This is a genomic window from Polaribacter sp. ALD11 (genome assembly GCF_002831685.1).
GTDB lineage: Bacteria > Bacteroidota > Bacteroidia > Flavobacteriales > Flavobacteriaceae > Polaribacter.
On sequence record NZ_CP025119.1, the window covers coordinates 1,865,738 to 1,886,533 of the forward strand.

A 20,796-nucleotide genomic window follows, 5' to 3' on the forward strand; every position below is an offset into this window, starting at 1 on the left:
GCAAACTAAATAATAATTTTATGTTTTCTAAAAAAGCGAATGCTATTTTTATTGATGCTATTGAAACTTACAAAAGTAAAAATGAGTTAGAGCAAAAATGTGTAAATCCATTTGATAAAAACACAGATTTAATCGATTTTCTATTGTTTGAAAAATGTTGGATAGATGCGATACAATGGGCTTATGAAGACATTATTAGAGACCCTAATATTAACGCCGAAGATGCTTTAGTTTTAAAGAGAAAAATTGATGCTTCTAATCAAGTAAGAACCGATACGGTAGAATATATTGATAGCTATTTTTTAGATAAGTATGCAACAATTGCTTTAGAAAAAGATGCGACTATTAATTCTGAAAGTCCGGCTTGGGCAATTGATAGATTGTCTATTTTAGCGTTAAAAATTTATCACATGCATTTAGAAACTGTTAGAGAAGACGCTTCTGAAGTACACAAACAAAACTGTACTAAAAAATTAAATGTTTTATTAGATCAACGTAACGATTTATCTACGGCTATAGACGACTTATTAGTAGATATCTCAAAAGGAAAAAAATACATGAAAGTTTACAAACAAATGAAAATGTATAATGATGCTGAATTAAATCCTGTTTTAAGAGCTTCTAAATAGTTTTTTTTGACTGATATTAAAACTCATATACTGGTTATTCGTCTCTCTGCAATGGGAGATGTCGCCATTTTGGTTCCTGTATTAGAGGCTTTACTAAAACAAAACCCTTCTCTTAAAATCACCGTTTTAACACAGCCCTTTTTTACGCCAATTTTTAAGAATCTAAAAAACGTAGTTGTATTTCCTGTAGAAAAAAAAGGAAAACACAAAGGTTTTTTAGGTTTGTTTAAATTATATAAAGAGCTTAAAAAACATCATTATACTGCAATAGCAGATGTACACAATGTTTTACGAAGTCGTGTTTTAAAACTTTTTTTCTTTGGAAAGAATTTCATCCAAATAGACAAAGGGAGAAAAGAAAAAAAAGAATTGATCTCTAAGAAAAATTTCAAACAACTGAAGACTTCTCATGAACGTTATGCAGATGTTTTTAGAAAACTTGGTTTTAAGATTGATTTAACGCACCCAACATTTCCTGAAAAAGGAATTTTACCTTCTAAAATTAAAGACTACATAGAAGTTTCACAGCATAAAAAAATTATTGGTATTGCTCCTTTTGCAGCGCATAAAAGCAAAATGTACAGTTTAAAAAAAATGAAAACTGTTGTAGAACAGCTTTCTAAAGAATATTTAATTCTACTATTTGGTGGTAAAAATGATATTGAAAGTCTAGATAATTTAGCAAGTAACAACAACGTTTTATCTGTTGCAGGAAAACTAACTTTTTCTGAAGAATTAGACACTATTTCTAACTTAGACTGCATGCTTTCTATGGATTCTGGAAATGCACATTTGGCGGCAATGTATGGCGTAAAAGTAATTACTATTTGGGGCGTAACGCATCCTTTTGCTGGTTTTGCTCCATTTAATCAACCCAGAGATTATGCAATTCTTCCCGATTTAGAAAAATTCTCAAAAATTCCTACTTCAATTTATGGAAACAAATATCCTGATGACTATTTATTAGCAGCAGATAGTATTTCTCCAGAAAAAATAATTAAAAAAATTAAAAGCGTGCTTTAAGCAAATCTACGTTCTATAATAGCTGTTAAACGATTTTCTAATTCTTCTTGTTCAGACCAATTATAATCTGGTTTCACCATTTTAGTAATAAATTTTTTCGCCTCTTTTTCTGTTTTAAAAGTATTTAATTGAGAAATTACTCTATTAAAATCTTCTTGACTCCCTTCAAATAAATTCTTTACAAAAGCAATTCTATCATTCAACCCAATCTGAATATTGGTTTGCAATTTATCATTTAAAGAAGTTGGTTTTAGAGGTTCAAACAGGTTCGCCATTACATCTACAGGAATTGTATCTTGTAATTCTTCCTCTAAAGTTAATGCTTTAAAACCACCAACATCTTTAGGGTCATCCTTAAAATTAGTTGGTTTTGTATCTCCAAAAATAAGGCCTTCTAAACCATCAAAAGGCTGTTCTATTTCGTCTTCTTTTTCAACTTCTAAATATTCGTTCGTTTCTTCTTCTGCTTCTGCTTCAATTTCTTTTCCAGTTTCTTCTTTCTTTTGCTCAATTTTTACGGTATTAAAATCCTCATCAGCAAAGTCTTCACCAGAAAAATCATCTCCTATTTCTGCGGCTAAATGTTCATTTTCAACATCTAAATATTCAGTAACTAAAGTTCGCTTAACAGGTTCTGGTTTTTTAACATCTTCTACTTCATTAGAAATTAAATTTTTCTTCTCGTATCCTTTTTCAACAATAGAAGTTAGTTCTTCTTTTGTTTGTTTTGAATTTGGAGTGGAGTTCACATACTCTTCAACGAATGCTAGGACAGATAATTTCTCGTAAATCTCCTTCGATTTCTGTTTTAATAAGAACACGTTTTCTTTATTTTTCATCTGTAAGATGCTGTGCGCTAAACTTATTAAATCGGCTTCTAATTTTTTGTGCATAAGTTGTAAGTTGAAGTTGAGTTTTACTCGTAAATATTCATAAATTTGTTGAACACCAAAGTAACAAATAATTTAAATTTCTAAAGCCTAAAATTACAAAATGTTTCTTGAAAATACAGTAAATCATACAGAACAATTTGGTTGGATTGAAGTGATCTGCGGCTCGATGTTTTCTGGTAAAACAGAAGAACTTATTAGACGTTTAAAACGTGCACAATTTGCAAAACAAAGTGTAGAAATTTTTAAGCCTTCTGTAGATACTCGTTATGACAATGATGAAGTTGTTTCTCATAATGACAATAGAATACGCTCTACACCTGTTCCTGCAGCTGCAAATATTCGTCTTTTAGCAAACAATATTGATGTTGTTGGTATTGATGAAGCTCAATTTTTTGATGATGAAATTATAGCCGTTTGCAATGACTTAGCAAATAGAGGTATTCGCGTAATTGTAGCTGGTTTAGATATGGATTTTAAAGGAAACCCTTTTGGGCCAATGCCAGCCTTAATGGCTACTGCAGAATATGTTACCAAAGTACATGCTGTTTGCACACACACTGGTAATTTAGCACATTATAGCTTTAGAAAAGCCAAAAACGATAATATTGTAATGTTGGGTGAAATGCAAGAATATGAGCCGTTAAGTAGGGCTGCATATTACAAAGCTTTACAAAAACAAAAAGAAATTATTTTATCTGTAAAAGATATTGAACCTAATTTAAATGATACTGAATAACAATTAACATAACAATGAATAATCACGTTACTGTTTTAGAGATTGATGGAAATGCGTTAATACACAATCTAAATTATTTCAAGCAAAAATTACAACCAGAAACAAAAATTTTAGCTGTTGTAAAAGCTTTTGGTTATGGTAGTGATGCCGTTCAAATTGCAAAATTCTTAGAAGACAAAGTAGCTTATTTTGCTGTTGCATACACACATGAAGGGATCGCTTTACGTGAAGCTGGTGTAAAAACGCCTATTTTAGTTCTACATCCTCACCTTCAAAATTTACAATCTCTAATCGATTATAGACTAGAACCAAGCTTATATAATTTTAATATTTTTAATGCTTTTTTAAAACTAGCAGATGAAGCTCCGTTAATGAATTACCCTGTTCATATAAAATTTAATACAGGTTTAAATAGGTTGGGTTTCTGGCACACAGATGTTCCTAAAATTTTATCTGAATTAAAAGAAACCAATCATATAAAAGTACAATCGCTGTTTTCTCATTTGGCTGCAAGTGAAGATTTAGAAGAGAAAGACTTTACCATCAATCAAATTAATAATTTCGCATACATTGTTCAGCAATTCTATAAACATTTAGGATATGAACCAATGTTGCATATTTTAAATACTTCTGGTGTTGTTAATTACCCAAAAGCACAATTTGATATGGTTCGAATTGGTATTGGTTTGTATGGTTTTGGGAATGATGAAAAAGAAACGGATCAATTAAAAAACACCCATAATTTAAAATCAATTATTTCTCAAATTCACGTGATTAAACCAGGAGAAACAGTTGGTTACAACAGGGCATTTGTAGCCAAAAGAATTACAAAAACAGCGACAATACCTATTGGTCATGCAGATGGTTTATCTAGAAAATTAGGCAACAAGAAAGGTTTTGTGCTTATCAACAATCAAAAAGCACCAATTATTGGTAATGTTTGTATGGATATGATTATGGTGAATGTAACGAAGATTTCTTGTAAAGAAGGTGATGAAGTGATTATCTTTAACAACCAGGAAATGATACAAAACATTGCAGATATTTCTGAAACTATTGTGTATGAAACTTTAACGGCAATTTCTCCACGTGTTAACAAAATGTTAAAGGAATAGATTTTTTTATTACTTTTGTAACATAATTAACTAATTAAAATACACTAGAATGGGAATGCTTAAAGAATTTAAAGACTTTGCAATGAAGGGAAACCTTGTTGATATTGCAGTAGGTTTTGTTATGGGTGCAGCTTTTAAACAAGTTGTTACTTCTTTTACAGGAGGAATTGTTTCTCCGTTAATTGGCTTAATATTTAATGCTGATCTTAAAGATTTAAAATACATTGCTAAAGAAGGCGTTGTAGATGAAGCGGGAAAAGTTGTTGGTGAAGTTGCCATTTTATATGGAGATTTCTTAACAAACGTAATCGACTTTATTATTGTGGCTTTTGTAATGTTTATGATTGTAAAAGGTTTAAACAACATGAAGAAAAAAGAAGAACCAGCTCCAGCAGCAGCTCCTGCAGGACCAAGTCAAGAAGAATTGTTAGCACAAATTAGAGATTTGTTGGCTAAAAAGTAAAAGACCTTTTTATAAAATATTTAAAATCCTGGGTAATTACTCAGGATTTTTCTTTTTCAATATTTAAGAAATATAGAAATAAGCTTAATCTGCATAAATTTTTTCAAAAAGGGCTTTGTATTTTTCCTTGATAATTTTTCGTTTAGGCTTTAATGTAGGTGTTAAATGTCCCGCTTCAATAGTCCATTCGTCTGGTGTAATCTCAAATTTCTTGATTCTTTCCCACTTTCCTAAGCCTTCATTATTTAGATCGATATCTTCTTGAATTCTTGTTCTAAGTTTTAAATCTGAAGTTACATCTATAATTGTATGCTTATTTTGTAATGCCCAATCTTTAACAAACTCATAGTTGATTTGGATTAGTGCAGCAGGCATTTTATAACCTTCCCCAATAACCATAATCTGTTCTATAAAACTAGACTGTTTCATTTTATTCTCAATGATGGAGGGCGCAATATATTTACCTCCAGAAGTCTTAAACATTTCTTTTTTACGATCTGTAATCGTTAAAAAACCGTCTTTACAGATTTCACCAATATCTCCTGTGTGAAAAAATCCGTCATTTATAGCTTCCGTCGTTTTTACCTCATTTTTGTAATATCCTTTTAAAACATTTTTTCCTTTTATTAGAATTTCTCCATCTATAGCAATTTTGACTTCTAAACCTGGCATTGGCTTTCCTACGGATTTTAAACGCGTTTCTCCTTTTTTATATCCGTTTAAGGAGATTACTCCCGAAGATTCGGTCATTCCGTACCCTTCATAAATTGGCAAACCTGCCGCTGTAAATATTTTTATCAATCGATCTTGTAATGGTGCAGATCCTGAAACTAAGAATTTTATATTTCCGCCAAAAATTGCGCGCCATTTACTAAAGATGAATGTATCTGCTATTTTATGTTTCAAACCTCTTTTTTGATCTATTTCTGTGTTTTCTGCTACACGAACAGCCCAAAAGAACAATCCCTTTTTTATACCTGAAAGTTCGTTTCCTTTCGCTATAATTTTATCAAATATTTTTTCTAATAATCGCGGTACAATGGGTAAAAAAACGGGTTTTACTTCTTGTAAATTATCGACTAATTTATCTAGGGATTCCGCAAAATAAACTTGAAACCCCATATAATGATAGTAATACATAACCAAGCGCTCAAAAACATGACTTACAGGCAAATAACTTACAACAGACTGATATGGCTCGTCTAAATCTAATAGTTCCTTACAAGTTATAACCGCGTGCACCAACTCTTGGTGCGTTATCATAACACCCTTTGGCACTCCTGTTGTACCAGAAGTATAAATAATAGTTGCTAGATTTTTTGCTGTTATTTTTGATTTTCTTTCGACAACTTCTAATTGATGAGTATTCTTTTTTCCTGATGCTAATAAAGCTTCCCAATTTGTATCGCAAACGGAAGTATCAAAACTAAAAATAGTAGTTACTTGTGTCTTTTCTTGAACAGATGCTACTTTATCAAATAAATCTTTATTGGAAACAAAACATAATTTGGAATCGGAATGATTCAATATAAATTCGTAATCACTTAAAGACAATGTAGCATATAAAGGCACGCTAATAGCGCCTACTTGAAAAATAGCCATGTCTAAAATATGCCATTCTACACAATTTTTTTCCGTTACAACGGCAATTTTATCATCTGGCTTAATTCCTAATTCTATTAAAGCATTGCTAATTATTGCAATTTGATTACAATATTCTTGCGTACTCAAAGCAACCCACTTTCCTCCTATTTTTGTATTAAATGCGTTGTCTTGCGGAGTATGTTTTAATTGATATGCTGGTAAATCGAATAAGCGCGTTAAGTTTTTAGGCATCATACAGTAGGTTTAGGAATTAACTGAAGGTTTTGAAGGGAGAATTATACGTTTTTATCGTTTTGTTTTTTATTGTAGTTTCTTTAAAAACTGCACGTTCTTGTAAGTGTTTATTGTTGCTTACTTCTTCTATTTCTAAAATTGGTGATAAGCAGGTATCATAATTTTTACTTAAACAAGCCCATTCGTCTCTTGTTTTAGATTTAAAAAGCTGCTCTAACTCTTTCTGAGGAAAGATGCCACTCATAAGTTCTCTCTCTGTTTTTGCTTTCCATGCTGGTTTTTCAACCATTTCACAGAAGGCATTCCAAAATTTAAGTTCTAGAGCACCTAGAGCAATCCACTTTTTATCTAAACATTCATACACATTATAATTTACAAGCATTCCGCTTAACATAGGTGCTTTTTTATACGATGCTCCACCTTGTAACATTCCGTGTGCAATAGCATTTAAAGGAATTGTTGCATCCAATAAACTAAGATCTATATACTGAGGTTTTTTCTGAGTTTTCTGAGCTAACAAGCCAGAAGTACATGCCGAAAGTAACATATAAGAACCTCCTGCTATGTCTGCAATCTGAAAACCAGGAATAACAGGTTTCCCTTTTTCATCTCTGTTTAAATCTAATAATCCTGCAGTTGCTAAATAATTAATATCATGACCCGCTTTTGTATGTAAGCCTCCATTTTGTCCATAACCAGTTACTGAGACATAGACAATATTGGGATTTATCTTCTTTATCGTTTCAAAATCTAACTTAAAACTAGTCATTGCTCCTGGACGAAACTGTTCTATTAAAACATCCGAAGATGCAATTAAATCCAATACTTTTTGATACCCTTCTTCTGTTTCATAGTCTACAATAACTTGTTCTTTAGAATGATTCAGCGTGTGAAAAATAGTAGAATTATCATCTATTTTAGGATCATAAAATCGAGTGTAATCTAATCGTTTCGGACTTTCAATTTTAATAACTTTAGCACCTAACTGACTTAAAAGATGTGTTCCTAAAGGTCCTGGAAGTAATCGTGTAAAATCAACAACGGTAACACCTTGTAGTGGTTTTGTTTCTTGCATTAATTTTCTATTTGATGTATAAAATCTATAATTTCTTGAGGCATTGTTATTTTTGATTATTGCACTTGCTTAACTATTTCTTTTTTTGCTTACGCATTGCCTTCATTTGAGCAAACAACTCTTTATACAAACCTCTAGCAACCACTAATTTCATAATTTCATTGGTTCCTGCATAAATTCTTGCAACCCGATTATCGGCATACATTTTTGCTATAGGATATTCCCACATATAACCGTAACCTCCAAATAATTGTAAACATTCATCTACCACTTTTCCGTGCATATCTGTTGCCGAAAACTTTGCCATAGAAGCGCTTTCTGCGGATAATGTATGTGCTGATAAATCTTCGGTGCAACGGTCTACAAATGCTTGGTGAATTTGTAATTGTGCTGCAACTTCGGCCAACTTAAACTGGGTATTTTGAAAACCTGCAATAGGTTGTTTAAAAGCAGTTCTTGTAGAGGTGTAATTAATTGTTTCTTCAATTGCTCCTTCTGCTCCACCAATTGATGCTAATGCTACAGACAAACGCTCGCGAGCCAACTCGGTCATCATGATTACAAAACCCTGACCTTCTTTACCTAATAAATTTTCTTTAGGCACTTTTACATTGTCAAAAAATAACTCACAAGTATCTTGGGCTTTCATTCCTATTTTTTGAAAAGGAATACCTTTTTCGAAACCGTCCCATTTGCTTTCCATGATTAATAATGAAACACCTTCTTCTGGCGTACCAACATTTGTTTTTACAGCAATAATTGCCATATCACATAAATAGCCATTTGTAATAAATGTTTTTTGCCCGTTTACCAAATAATGATCTCCTTTATCTACCGCTGTTGTACGTAATGCTTGCAAATCGGATCCGCAATTAGGTTCTGTCATTCCAATAGCTGTAATTATTTCTCCAGTTGCCATAATTGGTAAATATTGCTCTTTTTGAGCAGCTGTTCCCCATTTTAAAATATAAGGTGCAACAATGTCTGAATGCAATGAAAAACCAGGTCCACTAATTCCTTTTTTAGCCATTTCTTCAATAAACAAAGCGCTAAAGCTAAAATCTAATCCAGAACCTCCATAAGCTTCTGGCATATCCATACAAAGTAAGCCTAGTTCTCCAGCTCTTTTCCAGATTTCTCTGCTTACCATTCCTTCTTTTTCCCAAGCTTCCATTTGAGGTGCTAACTCATTTTTAATAAAATCTTGAATCATTCCTTGCATCATTTTATGTTCTTCTGATGCGTATATTTTTCGTTCTAATAATACGTTTTGTAACATGGTTTCTTTATTTTGTTATTAAGACTCATTTAGTTTTTATAAAATACACGACCTGTTCCTGCTTCTTTAATACGCTCTAAAAGTGATTCTGGCAATTGAAAACGCTCTCCATGCTTTTCAGCTAAACCAGCAGCGTATTCTTTAAATTGTTGCGCGCCTATATAATCTATGTAAGACATTACGCCTCCTGTATAAATTGGAAAACCGAGGCCTAATATAGAGCCAATATCTGCATCTTTAGGCGCTGTTAAAACGCCACTATCTAAACATTTATACGAATCGATTACCATTGCGAATAACAAACGTTTACCTACCTCTTCTTCGTCATATGCTGCTTTAACAGGATAAATAGTACTCCATTCTTTCCAAAGGTATTTTTTGGCTCCTTTTGGGTATTCATAAAATCCTTTGCCTTCTTTTTTTCCTGTTCGTTGATGTGTTGTTACAATTGTTTCAATTGTTTTTTCTAACTCTTTCTCGAAGACTGATAACGTAGGATCTTCTCCCATAATATCTAACATTAACTTCAGATTTACTTCATCTGAAATTGCTAAAGGACCAACTGGCATTCCTATTTTCTTTGCTACATTTTCTATAACTGCTGGCGGAATTCCTTCTGTTAACATAGCAATACCTTCGTTTACAAATTTTCCGAAGACACGCGAAGTAAAAAATCCTCGTCCATCATTCACAACAATTGGTACTTTTCTTATTTTAGTTACATAATCTATCGCTGCAGCTAAAGTTTCATCAGACGTTTCTTTACCTACAATTACCTCCACTAAAGGCATTTTATCCACCGGAGAAAAGAAATGCAACCCTATAAATTTATCTGATCTAGACGATGCTTTTGCTAAGGTTGAAATAGGAATTGTGGATGTATTACTTGCATACACAACAGCAGGATTTATAACTGCTTCTGTTTCTTTTGTAACGCGATTTTTTAGTTGTTCATTTTCGAAAACAGCTTCAATAATTAAATCACATTCTTTTAAATCGGAAACAGTATCCGAAGGAATAATATGATCTAAAATTACAGCAGATTTTTCTTCTGTAGTTCTTCCTTTCGCTATTTTATGTTGCTCTATGCTTGCGGCATATCCTTTTCCTCTTTGGGCTCCTTCCATAGAAACATCTTTTAGAACCACATCTAATCCTGCTTTCGCAGAAACATACGCAATTCCTGCGCCCATCATTCCTGCTCCTAAAACACCCACTTTTTTGAATGTTGCAGGCTCAAAGCCTTTGGGTTTTGCCTTTCCTTTTGCTGCATCACCAATAAAAATGAAAGATGCTCTTATAATATTTTTTGTCTCTTTGCTAAATAACGTATCAACAAAATAACGCGCTTCTACTTCTAACGCATTATCAATTTCTGTAGAACCACCATGATATATTGCACTTAACACATTTTTAATATGTGGCATATTACCATGCGTAGTTTTGTATGCCATTGCATTAGAAACTGAGTAAAATTCTGTAATACCAGATACTTGTCCGATACCATTTGGCGTTCCAGGAACTACAAAATGCTTGTCGTCCCAAGGTTGTTTTACTTCCGGATTGTTAAGAATCCATTCTTTTGCCAAAGCATTAATATCTTCTTCTGGGCTACAAATCTGATTGACTAATTTGTCTTTTAAGGCTTGTGTTGCAGATAATTTTCTAGATTGTGTAATGTATTCTATGGTTTTTCTAGCACCTAACATTCTTAAAAAACGTTGCGTTCCTCCCGCTCCAGGGAATAAACCAACAGAACATTCTACCAATCCTATTTTATTTTTTGGGTGATTGGTCATGATTCTATAATTACACGCCAATGCAATTTCTAAACCACCACCTAAAGCTAATCCGCTCATTGCAGCTACTACTGGTTTTGGTGAAATTTCTAATTGCCGCATGGCGTGATGCGTTTTCATTAGCATCTCAAAGCAATCTTGTTTCGATTTATCGTAGTTTAAAAACCATTTTAAATCTCCACCAGCAATAAAATCTCTTTTTGCTGAATTGATAACAATTCCTTTAACAGCGTTATCTGTAATTGCTTTATCTACTGCAGAAAAGAACTCTACAATGGTAGCTTCGTTCATTATGTTTACAGGAGAATCAGCTACATCCCAAGTAATAAAAGCAATTCCGTCTGTGTCTATTGAATATTTTATATGTTCCATTTTATCTTTTTTTTAGCGATTATACACGTTCGATTATTGTAGCGATTCCCATTCCCCCACCAACGCAAAGTGTTGCTAAAGCAGTAGTTTTATCTTGCTGTTCTAATTCATCTAAAGCGGTTCCTAGAATCATACAACCTGTTGCACCTAAAGGATGTCCCATTGCAATTGCACCTCCATTTACATTTATAATGGAATGGTCTATTTTCATGTTTTCCATTAAACGTAAAGGCACTACTGCAAAAGCCTCGTTTACTTCCCATACATCAATATCTGAAGCTGTCATTCCTGCTTTTCGTAATGCTTTTTTAGTCGCTGGAGTTGGACCTTCAAGCATAATTAAAGGTTCTGTACCGATAATACTTCCCATTTTAATTTTCGCTCTTGGTGTTAATCCTAATTTCTCTCCAATTTCTTTAGTTCCAATTAGCATTAATGAAGCACCATCTACCAAACCAGAAGAATTACCTGCGTGATGTACATGATTTAAACGTTCTATTTCTACATATTTATCTAACGCTGTTTGGCTAAATAACATCTCGCCCATTTTTTCGAAAGCAGGATTTAATTTACCCAAACCTTCTAAAGTGGTGTTCGAACGAATGTATTCGTCTTTTGCTAAATGTGTTAATCCGTTGATATCTTTAACCGGAATAATCGATTTATGGAATGCATTTTTAGACCAAGCTGCTGTTGCTCTTTTTTGAGATTCTAGCGCAAAATTATCCACATCGTTTCGTGAATACCCATATTTAGTGGCAATTAAATCTGCAGAAATTCCTTGTGGTACAAACTTACCAAAAGCAGCATCTGGTTCCATAACCCAAGCAGAACCGTCAATACCCATTGGTACTCTAGACATCGATTCTACGCCACCTGCAATAATTAAATCTGACCAACCAGATCTTACACGAGCTGCCGCTTGATTTACAGCTTCTAAGCCAGAAGCACAATATCTATTTAAAGAAACTGCGGCTAAATGATCTCCGTAATTAGCAACTTGTGCCGCTACTTTGGCAATATTACCACCTTGCTCACCTGCTTGTGTTACACAACCCAAAACCAAATCTTCTACATAAGAAGTATCTAGGTTATTACGCTCTTTTATTGCAGAAAGCAATGTTGTTACTAATTGTACTGGACTTACTTGAGATAAGCCTCCTGTTTTTTTTCCGATTCCTCTTGGTGTTCTTACAGAATCATAAATGTATGCATCCATTCTATCAAATTATTTTAAGGTTACTAAGTGGTAACATAATAGATAAAAAAAATATGTGACCGTATGGTTACAAACTTACACTAAAGTTTTATATTTGTCAAATAAAATAATTTAAAAAATAATTAACAATAAATTTCACTAGAAAAACAACATATTTAAAACTTTAATAACCAGCATAATATTACTAAAATAAATTTATGAAACCTACTTATTTAGAAGAAAACAGTAATTTTGATTATACCTCTGAAGGCATTAAAAATTTAATTGAAAAAATAGATGATGGTAATTCTGATGCCACTCCTTTAGATTTTACGTTAAAAGCGTATTATTATATTAGAGATACTTGGCCATATAATCCATATCGCATTAGTTTTATTGAAAAAGATTGGAAAGCATCTGAAATTTACAAACGCACCTCAGGTCATTGTTTGGATAAAGCAATACTTTTAATAACTGTTTTACGTGCAAAAAATATACCTGCTCGTTTAGGTTTATCAAAAGTAAAAAATCATATTGCTGTTGAAGATATTTTAGAAAAATTTGGTAACGATGTTTTGGTACCACATGGTTATGTCGAATTATTCTTAAACAATAAATGGGTAAAGGCTACTCCGGCTTTCAATAAAACATTATGTAAAAAACTGCAGGTAACTCCGTTAGATTTTGATGGAATAAACGATTCTTTATTTCAATCTTATGATAATTCTGGTACAAGAGACTTTATGGAATATTTAGAAGATTATGGTACCTTTGACCACGTTCCACTACCTTATATGTTAGCTTTAATGAAGGAAACTTATCCTGCATTAAGAGAAAACAAGTTTGAATTAGGAATGGTATTAAACCTAGCTAAATTATAATGAAAAAAGACAGAGCTGCTACTGAAGCGAAAATATATGAGAGTTTTTTGAGCCTTTTGGAAGAAAAAGGACCGCAAGCAGTTGGTATTAATGCCATCGCTAAAAAAGCTGGTGTTTCTAAAGAACTAATCTATCGTTATTTTGGAGGCTTACAAGGATTACTACTTCAACTTGCAAAAAAAGGAGATTTTTTTAAATCGATGTTATCTCTTCAAAATAAAGATTTAGAAACAGTTGAAGGTGTTAAAGAGTTTGCAAAAGCGGGAACAAAAGAACTTCGTGAAAATAAACTAACGCAAGAAATTTTACGCTGGCAATTGTTAGAGAACAATGAGGCAACACACGATTTATTTAAATTTAGCAATCAACAAATAGATAAAGTGTTTTCAATTTCTAATAAAGACAGTTCTCTTAACCATGCGTTTCAATTAATGATTGGTGGTTATGTTTATTTTACGCTCTTGTCTAAATTTAATAAAACTTTTATTACTACAGATTTAACTTCTCCGGAATCTTGGGAGAACTTCGATAAAGCCATCGAAAAAACAATTGATTTATTTAATAAATAATTTGTAAGAGTCGCTCATATTTTTTTTTATTGAAAAACATAAGTAAACTGCATTGCAACAGATTTCCTGAAAAAATAAAACATATTATAAAGTCACCAGTTAGAATGAAGTAAGATAAAATCGCATAAATCTGATAATGTTATCGTCCATGAGCTATAAAATATAATATTTTATCTCAAATTGGTAAAACTTTTCTTACATAAAAATCTTTAGTTTGCTATAAAAAATAACGCAAGTTGATTTTGACAATTCAGAAACCTTACGGAAACCCGTAGGTTTTTTTTATGAATAGAAAGTAACTTTGAAATTAATTGCAATCAAACTTAAAAACCATGAATAAACACGTACTACAATCTCAAATTAAATCAACCGGAACCGCTTATTTATTGTTTCTATTTCTTTTTGGTACTCATTATGCTTATCTCGGAAAGTGGGGTGTTCAATTTTTATTTTGGGTTACGTTGGGTGGCCTTGGGTTTTGGGCATTCATAGATCTTTTTACAATTTCAGGAAAAGTTGAAAGACATAATGCGGAAATATATAGACAGATAGAGAAAATTGAGAAGAGAGAAAGAGAAGACGATCAAGCAAGACAATTAGCGATGATTTCTGCTGTGAAAGGAAATTAAAGTAAAAAAGCTATAAACCAATGATTTACAATTATATTTATTATATTTATTTTTGAAATAAGAAAAAAAAATAATCTAAAAAGTTAAAACCTGCTTGAAATAGATCTAATCTATTTTATGTATCAAAATTTATAAATTTTGATGTAAAAGTAGCTTCCAAAACAAGCATGAAAATTAAAAAAGCTTTCTCCGACTACTTTAAGAATAAGACGTCTTATATTACTTTCTTTCTTATCTGTGGCATTCTATTAAACACCTACGCAGATTTAAGTAATTCAAGATTATTTGATTTTTCGGAAGGTTTATCTGCAACTACTTCTGTAAGTAAAACCAATATTTGCTTAGATGAATCTGTTTCTATTACTTTTGAAGGTTCTGGAGGCACAGCTCCATATACTTTTACTTACAAATTAAATGATATTGAGCAAACTCCTGTTAGATCAGATAATGTAAACTCTAAAACCATAACTTTAGTTGGTACTTCTTTAGCAAATTATAAATATAAATTAATAAAAGTTAAAGATGCTACATCTACTGAACTAAGTCTAAACATAGAAAAAACCATAAAAGTAAACGCACCGCCAGTTGCAAAATTCTCTTTTAATAATGATAATGCTTGTTCGGGAGAAACAATACAATTCAATAATAACAACTCTGAAATAGGCTCTTTATCTTATAGCTGGAATTTTGGTGATGGAACTGCCATATCTACAAAAGAAAACCCTACTCATGTTTTTGATGCACTTGGTTGCGGAACCAAAACATTTAATGTTACATTAACAGTAACTGATGAAAATGGATGCTTTTCTTCAGAATCTAAATCTATTACTGTAAAAGAAAAGCCCGGTATTAGGTTTAGAGACCAAATTACTGGTTTAGATGAATTTAGTAATTGTGATAATGCTTCATCAACAGACCCAAATTATAATGTAATAGTAGAAAATATTTCTAGTAATACTTGTATAGACTCCTTATTTATAGATTGGGGAGATGGCACAACAACAACTTCTGCAAGTTTCCCTGCAAATCATACTTATGCAACTATTGGTGTTTTTACAATGACAATCTCTGCAGATGGAACTAATGGATGTAAAAATAAAGTTTCTTATCAAGTAAAAAATGTCACAAATCCTGGTGGAGGTTTTGCAAGTCCAGGTAATACAAGTAATTTATGCATCCCCGAAAATGAATTAAAAACAAATGAATTAAATTTTGGAATTACAAGTTGGGGTGAAAATTCAATAGGAACAGAATATATTGTAGATTATGGTGATGGTATAACAAAAACTTATACTCAATCTCAATTGGTAGCTTCTACTTATTATAATGCTTCAGACCCTAAAAATTCAACAACATTTCCTACACCACACTCATATAGTATTGGAAGTTGTCTAGAAACTAATGGAGAGTTTATCGCTACATTAACAATCAGAAATGCTTGTGATAGTACAAAAATAACAATAGACAATATTATAGTTTTAGAAAAACCCGAAGTTGATTTTGATGTAGTAAATAAAAGTTGTATCAAAAAAAGTATTTTTTTTGACAACAAAACGATTGTTACTGATGGAGTTAATTGTGTCAAAAATGTAGATTTTATATGGGATTTTGGTGATGGTACAATTGTGAAAAGATTTTCTGTAGACTCTGCATTAGATGAAAACCACACCTACACATCATCTGGTACATATACAGTGAGTTTAACAATTCAAAGCTTTTGTTCTCCAGATAAAAAAACAATTACAAAAGAAATCTGCATAGAACCAGAAATCACACCTGTTTTTTCTGTCGATAAAGAAGAAGGTTGTATTCCTCTCTCTATTTTAACTATGAACAATACAACTGAAGCAGGTAAATGTAATGACCCTACTTATGAATGGTCTGTTTTATATACTGCTGATAATTGTGGAACAATTTCAAATTGGGATTTTACAAATGGTACAAATAAAAATTCAGAAAATCCAGAATTCATATTTAATAATCCAGGGAAATACACACTAAAGCAAAAAATAACTACAGAATGCGGAATAAAATCTACCACAAAAATAATTGATGTAAAAAAACCACCAACAGTTAATATTCAAAAAATTATTGATGCTTGTGGGAATACAACAATTAACCCAAAAGCAATTATAGAAAACTGTACTACTAACACAGCTTCATTAAGCTATAATTGGACTTTTACTGGAGGAACACCTGAAAATTCTACTGATTTAAACCCTGGAGATGTTGAATATAATACACCAGGAGTTTATAAAATAACTCTAGAAGTAACTAATGATTGTGGTGTTTCTAATACAGCAACCGAAGTGTTTGAAGTGTTTGAAAAACCTGTGATGACAAATACAGCCTCAACACAAGAAATTTGCTCAACTGAAAGCACTTCCGAAATCATTCTAAATACAAATAATACAAGTACAACATTTTCTTGGACTGCAATTGCTACTTCTGGTATATCAGGTTTTCTAACAAGCGGAAACTCAAATACCATACCTGCTCAGATATTAACCAACTCAGAAAATAGCGTAGGTACAGTTACCTATACTGCTATTCCTAAATTGGGAACTTGTGAAGGTGATTCAGTAAAATTTATAGTAACAGTAAATCCTGCTCCAATATTTACTACACAACCAATTTCTTCTGAAATTTGTTTGGGTGGAACTGCAACTCCTTTAAAAGTAACTTATGAAAACGGAACAGGAACACCAAAGTATCAATGGTTTTCAAATATTGATGATGATAATACTACTGGAACTAAGATTACTGGTAAAACAGATTCTAATTATACTCCGCCAGCAAATACTGTTGGAGAAATCTTTTATTATGTAGAACTTTCTTTCGCTTCTGGTGGTTGTGATAAAATTATATCAAACACAGCTAACGTAAATGTTGTTCCGCAAATAGCTGTAGATCCTGTTACTACTCCACAAACAATTTGTGTGGGTGGAACTGCAAATGAATTAGAGGTTACTTTTTCTGGTGGAAATGGAAACGCAACGTATCAGTGGTTTTCGAATACTACGAATTCAAATACAGGTGGAAGTAAAATCGATAGCGCAACAAATTCAACATTTACACCAAATTCTTTTTCTACAGATGGTACTTTCTATTATTATGCAGATATTTCTCTAAATGGAAATGGTTGTAATACTGCCACAAGTGGTGTTTTTGAAATTAATGTGCTGACAGATCCAATTATTGACACGCAACCAATTGCAAGTCAAGAATTGTGTCAGAGTGCAACACCAGTAGATTTAAACGTAACTGTTTCTGGGGGAACTACTTCTGATAAAGCATATCAATGGTATGAAACTAGCACAAATTCTATTGCTGATGCAACTCCAATTTCAGGTGAAACATCAGGTACCTATACACCATCAACTTTAACTGGGGGAACTTTTTATTATTATGCAATTGTTTCGCAAACGGAATCTGATTGTAGTGTTACAAGTGCTATTTCACAATTAAAAGTAAATGAATCACCAATATTTATCACACAACCAACTTCTTCTGAAATTTGTTTGGGTGGAACTGCAACTCCTTTAAAAGTGGCATACACAAACGGAACAGGAACGCCAACCTATCAATGGTTTTCGAATACTACAAATATAAATTCTGGAGGAACTAAAATTACAGATGAAACTACTGATACTTACAATCCGCCAACAAATACTGTTGGTAGTATTTTCTATTATGCCGAAATTTTATTTTCTAGTGGTGGTTGTAATAAAATTACATCTAATTCTGCTAGTATTATTATAAATGAAATACCTGTAATTAACGCTACAGAAATTACTGTTTATAGTGAAGACACTTTTAATTTTGATCCGAATTCTATTTTAGGAAACACGGTTCCTATGGGAACAAAATATACTTGGTCTGCCCCTAATTTTAATCCTATTGGTTCAATTTTAGGTGCTTCCGCAGAAATAACGCCACAAGATCAAATAAGTCAAACTTTAGAAAACACAGGAACATCACCTATAAAAGTTATTTATAACATTACCCCTGCAACTACAAAATGTACAGGAACTCCTTTTACGTTACAAGTTACTGTAAACCCAAACATAAACTCTAATGCTATTATTGTAAATAATACATGCTTTCAATCTAATAATGGTGCTATTTCAACAACTATTGCAGGAGGAATTCCTTTCGAAACAGGAAATCCTTATTTAATTTATTGGACTGGACCTAACGGATTTACATCAACAAATACAACTATTACAAATTTAGAAGCTGGCTTATATATATTAAAAATTGAAGATAAAGACGGATTTTCTATTACCGAAGAGTTAACAGTAACAGAACCTGCTGTTTTAGCAATCTCTAAAGATATAGAGAAAAATATTTCTTGTTTTGAAGGGAATGATGGAGCAATCGAAGTCACAATTTCTGGAGGAACATTGCCCTATACTTACAATTGGACAACTACAAATGGTAGCGGAATTATTCTTAATACAAAAAATCAAAATACATTAACAGCTGGAAATTACACATTAGAAATTACTGATAAAAACAACTGTACAAAGGCTGCCAACTTTATACTTACAGAACCAGACGGTCTAAAAATAGAATCAGTTTCTAAACAAGATATTTTGTGCTTTGGTGATGCAACTGGTGCTATTGAAATTAATCTTTCTGGCGGAACACTTATAGAAATATCTCCTGGTGTTTTTGATTACTTATACAGTTGGTCTGGTCCTAATGGGTTTACAAGTTCCTTAAAAAATATCAACACATTAATTGCAGGGACTTACACCGTAGCTGTTACAGATAATTTAGGATGTACAACGAATGCTTCTATTGTTATAAATCAATCTTCAAAAATTGAAATAAAATACACAAAAACAGATGTTACTTGTTACGGAAAAACGGATGGTTCTATTGATGTAACCGTAACTGGTGGTAAAGCACCTTATAAAATATCTTGGAGCAATCTAGCAAATGGATTCTCATTATCTAATTTATCTGCAGACACCTATATTACTACAATTACAGATGCTAATAATTGTATTGAACAAGTATCTATAACTATTGAGCAACCTATCTTCTTTATAGATCCGGTTGTAACACCAATTTCTTGTAACGGAGAAAATAATGGAGCTATAGACTTAAATTTAACTGGTGGAATAGCCCCTATTTCTGTTACTTGGAGTGATGATGCTAGTGCTGGCGTACAAAGAAATAACCTTGCTGCTGGCACGTATACTGTTATTGTTTTAGATAGCGACACGTATCAATGTCCCATAGAACAAACATTTGTCTTAACAAATCCACCAGCAATAGCTGTTTCTAGTACAGTTACAGATGCAATAGATTGTAGTATTGTTAATAGCGGAAATATAGATTTAGTTGTTTTGGGAGGAACTGCTCCTTATTCTTATAGTTGGAGTAATGGCGAAGTAACTCAAGATTTAATAAATATTTCTGCTGGAGAATATTCTGTAGAAATTAAAGATGCAAATAATTGTATGGTAACAAAACAATTTAACATCTTTAGACAAAAACCTATACAAATAGATTTTAAAGAAACAATAATAACAGACTGTGATTTAAAAATTGTGAATCGAAAAACAGAAGCTAAAGTAACAGGTGGTTTTTTACCTTACACGTATAGTTGGTCTGCAGGAACAGTTTCTGTTTTGGATAGCAGTATTATGACAACCTCTCAAAACGGTTCTTATACATTAACAATTACAGACGCTAAAGGTTGTACAAAAAGTAACTCTTTTTTAATTGATGTGCCTAAAATTGGAGATACAGATTTTAGATACAATGCTTTTGCAATTGAAAAGTATGATCTACTTTCTATAAAAGATCCTATTCAATTTACAAACCTCTCTACAGGAAATTATTCAAATGTTACTTGGAATTTCGGAGATGGCAGCCCAATTATATCCGAGGAAAACCCGATTCATATATACGACACAACCGGAACTTTTAAAATAATATTAACGGTAGAGTATGATGCAGGTTGTATTTACAAATTTGAAAGAACTGTTAATATAACTTTAGGTTACTCTTTAGTAAACCCAACAGCTTTTACGCCAAATGGAGATGGTTATAATGAAACAATAAGACCTTCTCATAGAGGCTTTATAGAGTTAGAAATGACAATTTATAATACTTGGGGAACAGCTATTTATTCTGAAAAGAACACAAATCTAAATGGCTGGAATGGTACTATAAAAGGGCAACCTGCAGAGAGTGGAAACTACGTAATGGTTGTAAGAGGCATTACCTTTTACAAGAAAGAAATTAGAACATCTACACCTTTAACACTGCTAAAATAA

15 protein-coding genes are annotated in these 20,796 nt (G+C 32.2%); 9 read left to right on the forward strand and 6 right to left on the reverse strand.

The window, feature by feature from the left end; genetic code table 11:
- Nucleotides 1–20 precede the first annotated feature (20 nt).
- Together CW731_RS08345 and CW731_RS08350 are read left to right on the forward strand one after the other, a co-directional pair.
- The gene (locus CW731_RS08345) at nt 21–629 is read left to right on the forward strand and encodes a DUF4254 domain-containing protein (RefSeq protein ID WP_100946290.1); all 609 of its coding nucleotides are present in this window, start codon (nt 21–23) and stop codon (nt 627–629) included.
- Between the two features lie 51 nt (nt 630–680).
- A complete protein-coding gene (locus CW731_RS08350) occupies nt 681–1,652 on the forward strand; it encodes a glycosyltransferase family 9 protein (protein WP_100946291.1) in 972 nt (323 codons plus the stop codon).
- Here CW731_RS08350 and CW731_RS08355 read toward each other — a convergent pair.
- Entirely contained in the window at nt 1,649–2,545 is an 897-nt protein-coding gene (locus tag CW731_RS08355) for a hypothetical protein (protein WP_100946292.1), read from the reverse strand. The genes CW731_RS08350 and CW731_RS08355 overlap by 4 nt on opposite strands.
- Nucleotides 2,546–2,645: 100 nt before the next feature.
- Between CW731_RS08355 and CW731_RS08360 the strand changes: the two genes are divergently transcribed.
- From CW731_RS08360 to mscL, 3 genes are read left to right on the forward strand one after another with little or no spacing between them, the layout of a single operon-like run.
- Nucleotides 2,646–3,281 (forward strand): thymidine kinase, encoded by a 636-nt coding sequence (locus CW731_RS08360; RefSeq protein ID WP_100946293.1) that lies wholly within the window; start codon nt 2,646–2,648, stop codon nt 3,279–3,281.
- 14 nt (nt 3,282–3,295) lie between these two features.
- Nucleotides 3,296–4,396, forward strand: a complete 1,101-nt coding sequence (gene alr / locus CW731_RS08365) for an alanine racemase (protein ID WP_100946294.1) — start codon at nt 3,296–3,298, stop codon at nt 4,394–4,396.
- Between the two features lie 49 nt (nt 4,397–4,445).
- The gene (gene mscL, locus CW731_RS08370; RefSeq protein WP_100946295.1) at nt 4,446–4,859 is read left to right on the forward strand and encodes a large conductance mechanosensitive channel protein MscL; all 414 of its coding nucleotides are present in this window, start codon (nt 4,446–4,448) and stop codon (nt 4,857–4,859) included.
- A gap of 84 nt (nt 4,860–4,943) precedes the next feature.
- Here mscL and CW731_RS08375 read toward each other — a convergent pair whose 3' ends face one another.
- From CW731_RS08375 to CW731_RS08395, 5 genes are all read right to left on the reverse strand, one after another.
- Nucleotides 4,944–6,698 carry a long-chain fatty acid--CoA ligase gene (locus tag CW731_RS08375; RefSeq protein WP_368356648.1) on the reverse strand — a complete coding sequence of 585 codons (1,755 nt, stop codon included), beginning with the start codon at nt 6,696–6,698 and terminating at the stop codon, nt 4,944–4,946.
- Between the two features lie 16 nt (nt 6,699–6,714).
- The gene (locus tag CW731_RS08380; RefSeq protein WP_100946296.1) at nt 6,715–7,773 is read right to left on the reverse strand and encodes a CaiB/BaiF CoA-transferase family protein; all 1,059 of its coding nucleotides are present in this window, start codon (nt 7,771–7,773) and stop codon (nt 6,715–6,717) included.
- A 73-nt stretch (nt 7,774–7,846) separates the two neighbouring features.
- Complete coding sequence (locus tag CW731_RS08385; RefSeq protein ID WP_100946297.1) at nt 7,847–9,052, reverse strand: acyl-CoA dehydrogenase family protein; 1,206 nt, start codon at nt 9,050–9,052, stop codon at nt 7,847–7,849.
- 29 nt (nt 9,053–9,081) lie between these two features.
- Complete coding sequence (locus CW731_RS08390; RefSeq protein ID WP_100946298.1) at nt 9,082–11,223, reverse strand: 3-hydroxyacyl-CoA dehydrogenase NAD-binding domain-containing protein; 2,142 nt, start codon at nt 11,221–11,223, stop codon at nt 9,082–9,084.
- Nucleotides 11,224–11,242: 19 nt separating this feature from the next.
- A complete protein-coding gene (locus CW731_RS08395) occupies nt 11,243–12,442 on the reverse strand; it encodes an acetyl-CoA C-acetyltransferase (protein ID WP_100946299.1) in 1,200 nt (399 codons plus the stop codon).
- Nucleotides 12,443–12,639: 197 nt separating this feature from the next.
- Between CW731_RS08395 and CW731_RS08400 the strand changes: the two genes are divergently transcribed.
- From CW731_RS08400 to CW731_RS08415, 4 genes are all read left to right on the forward strand, one after another.
- Nucleotides 12,640–13,302 carry a transglutaminase family protein gene (locus CW731_RS08400; RefSeq protein WP_100946300.1) on the forward strand — a complete coding sequence of 221 codons (663 nt, stop codon included), beginning with the start codon at nt 12,640–12,642 and terminating at the stop codon, nt 13,300–13,302.
- Complete coding sequence (locus CW731_RS08405; protein ID WP_100946301.1) at nt 13,302–13,871, forward strand: TetR/AcrR family transcriptional regulator; 570 nt, start codon at nt 13,302–13,304, stop codon at nt 13,869–13,871. The genes CW731_RS08400 and CW731_RS08405 overlap by 1 nt, the downstream gene beginning before the upstream one ends.
- A 332-nt stretch (nt 13,872–14,203) precedes the next feature.
- Nucleotides 14,204–14,500 (forward strand): TM2 domain-containing protein, encoded by a 297-nt coding sequence (locus CW731_RS08410; RefSeq protein WP_100946302.1) that lies wholly within the window; start codon nt 14,204–14,206, stop codon nt 14,498–14,500.
- Between the two features lie 167 nt (nt 14,501–14,667).
- Nucleotides 14,668–20,796 carry a PKD domain-containing protein gene (locus CW731_RS08415; protein WP_100946303.1) on the forward strand — a complete coding sequence of 2,043 codons (6,129 nt, stop codon included), beginning with the start codon at nt 14,668–14,670 and terminating at the stop codon, nt 20,794–20,796.

Bases quoted from the DNA above. Each gene is read 5' to 3' on its own strand.
- alr (WP_100946294.1), top strand. From the start codon at position 3,296: ATGAATAATCACGTTACTGTTTTAGAGATTGATGGAAATGCGTTAATA.
- CW731_RS08410 (WP_100946302.1), top strand. From the start codon at position 14,204: ATGAATAAACACGTACTACAATCTCAAATTAAATCAACCGGAACCGCT.
- CW731_RS08345 (WP_100946290.1), top strand. From the start codon at position 21: ATGTTTTCTAAAAAAGCGAATGCTATTTTTATTGATGCTATTGAAACT.
- CW731_RS08390 (WP_100946298.1), bottom strand. From the start codon at position 11,223: ATGGAACATATAAAATATTCAATAGACACAGACGGAATTGCTTTTATT.
- CW731_RS08400 (WP_100946300.1), top strand. From the start codon at position 12,640: ATGAAACCTACTTATTTAGAAGAAAACAGTAATTTTGATTATACCTCT.
- CW731_RS08355 (WP_100946292.1), bottom strand. From the start codon at position 2,545: ATGCACAAAAAATTAGAAGCCGATTTAATAAGTTTAGCGCACAGCATC.
- mscL (WP_100946295.1), top strand. From the start codon at position 4,446: ATGGGAATGCTTAAAGAATTTAAAGACTTTGCAATGAAGGGAAACCTT.
- CW731_RS08395 (WP_100946299.1), bottom strand. From the start codon at position 12,442: ATGGATGCATACATTTATGATTCTGTAAGAACACCAAGAGGAATCGGA.
- CW731_RS08375 (WP_368356648.1), bottom strand. From the start codon at position 6,698: ATGATGCCTAAAAACTTAACGCGCTTATTCGATTTACCAGCATATCAA.
- CW731_RS08380 (WP_100946296.1), bottom strand. From the start codon at position 7,773: ATGCAAGAAACAAAACCACTACAAGGTGTTACCGTTGTTGATTTTACA.
- CW731_RS08415 (WP_100946303.1), top strand. From the start codon at position 14,668: ATGAAAATTAAAAAAGCTTTCTCCGACTACTTTAAGAATAAGACGTCT.
- CW731_RS08360 (WP_100946293.1), top strand. From the start codon at position 2,646: ATGTTTCTTGAAAATACAGTAAATCATACAGAACAATTTGGTTGGATT.
- CW731_RS08350 (WP_100946291.1), top strand. From the start codon at position 681: ATGGGAGATGTCGCCATTTTGGTTCCTGTATTAGAGGCTTTACTAAAA.
- CW731_RS08385 (WP_100946297.1), bottom strand. From the start codon at position 9,052: ATGTTACAAAACGTATTATTAGAACGAAAAATATACGCATCAGAAGAA.
- CW731_RS08405 (WP_100946301.1), top strand. From the start codon at position 13,302: ATGAAAAAAGACAGAGCTGCTACTGAAGCGAAAATATATGAGAGTTTT.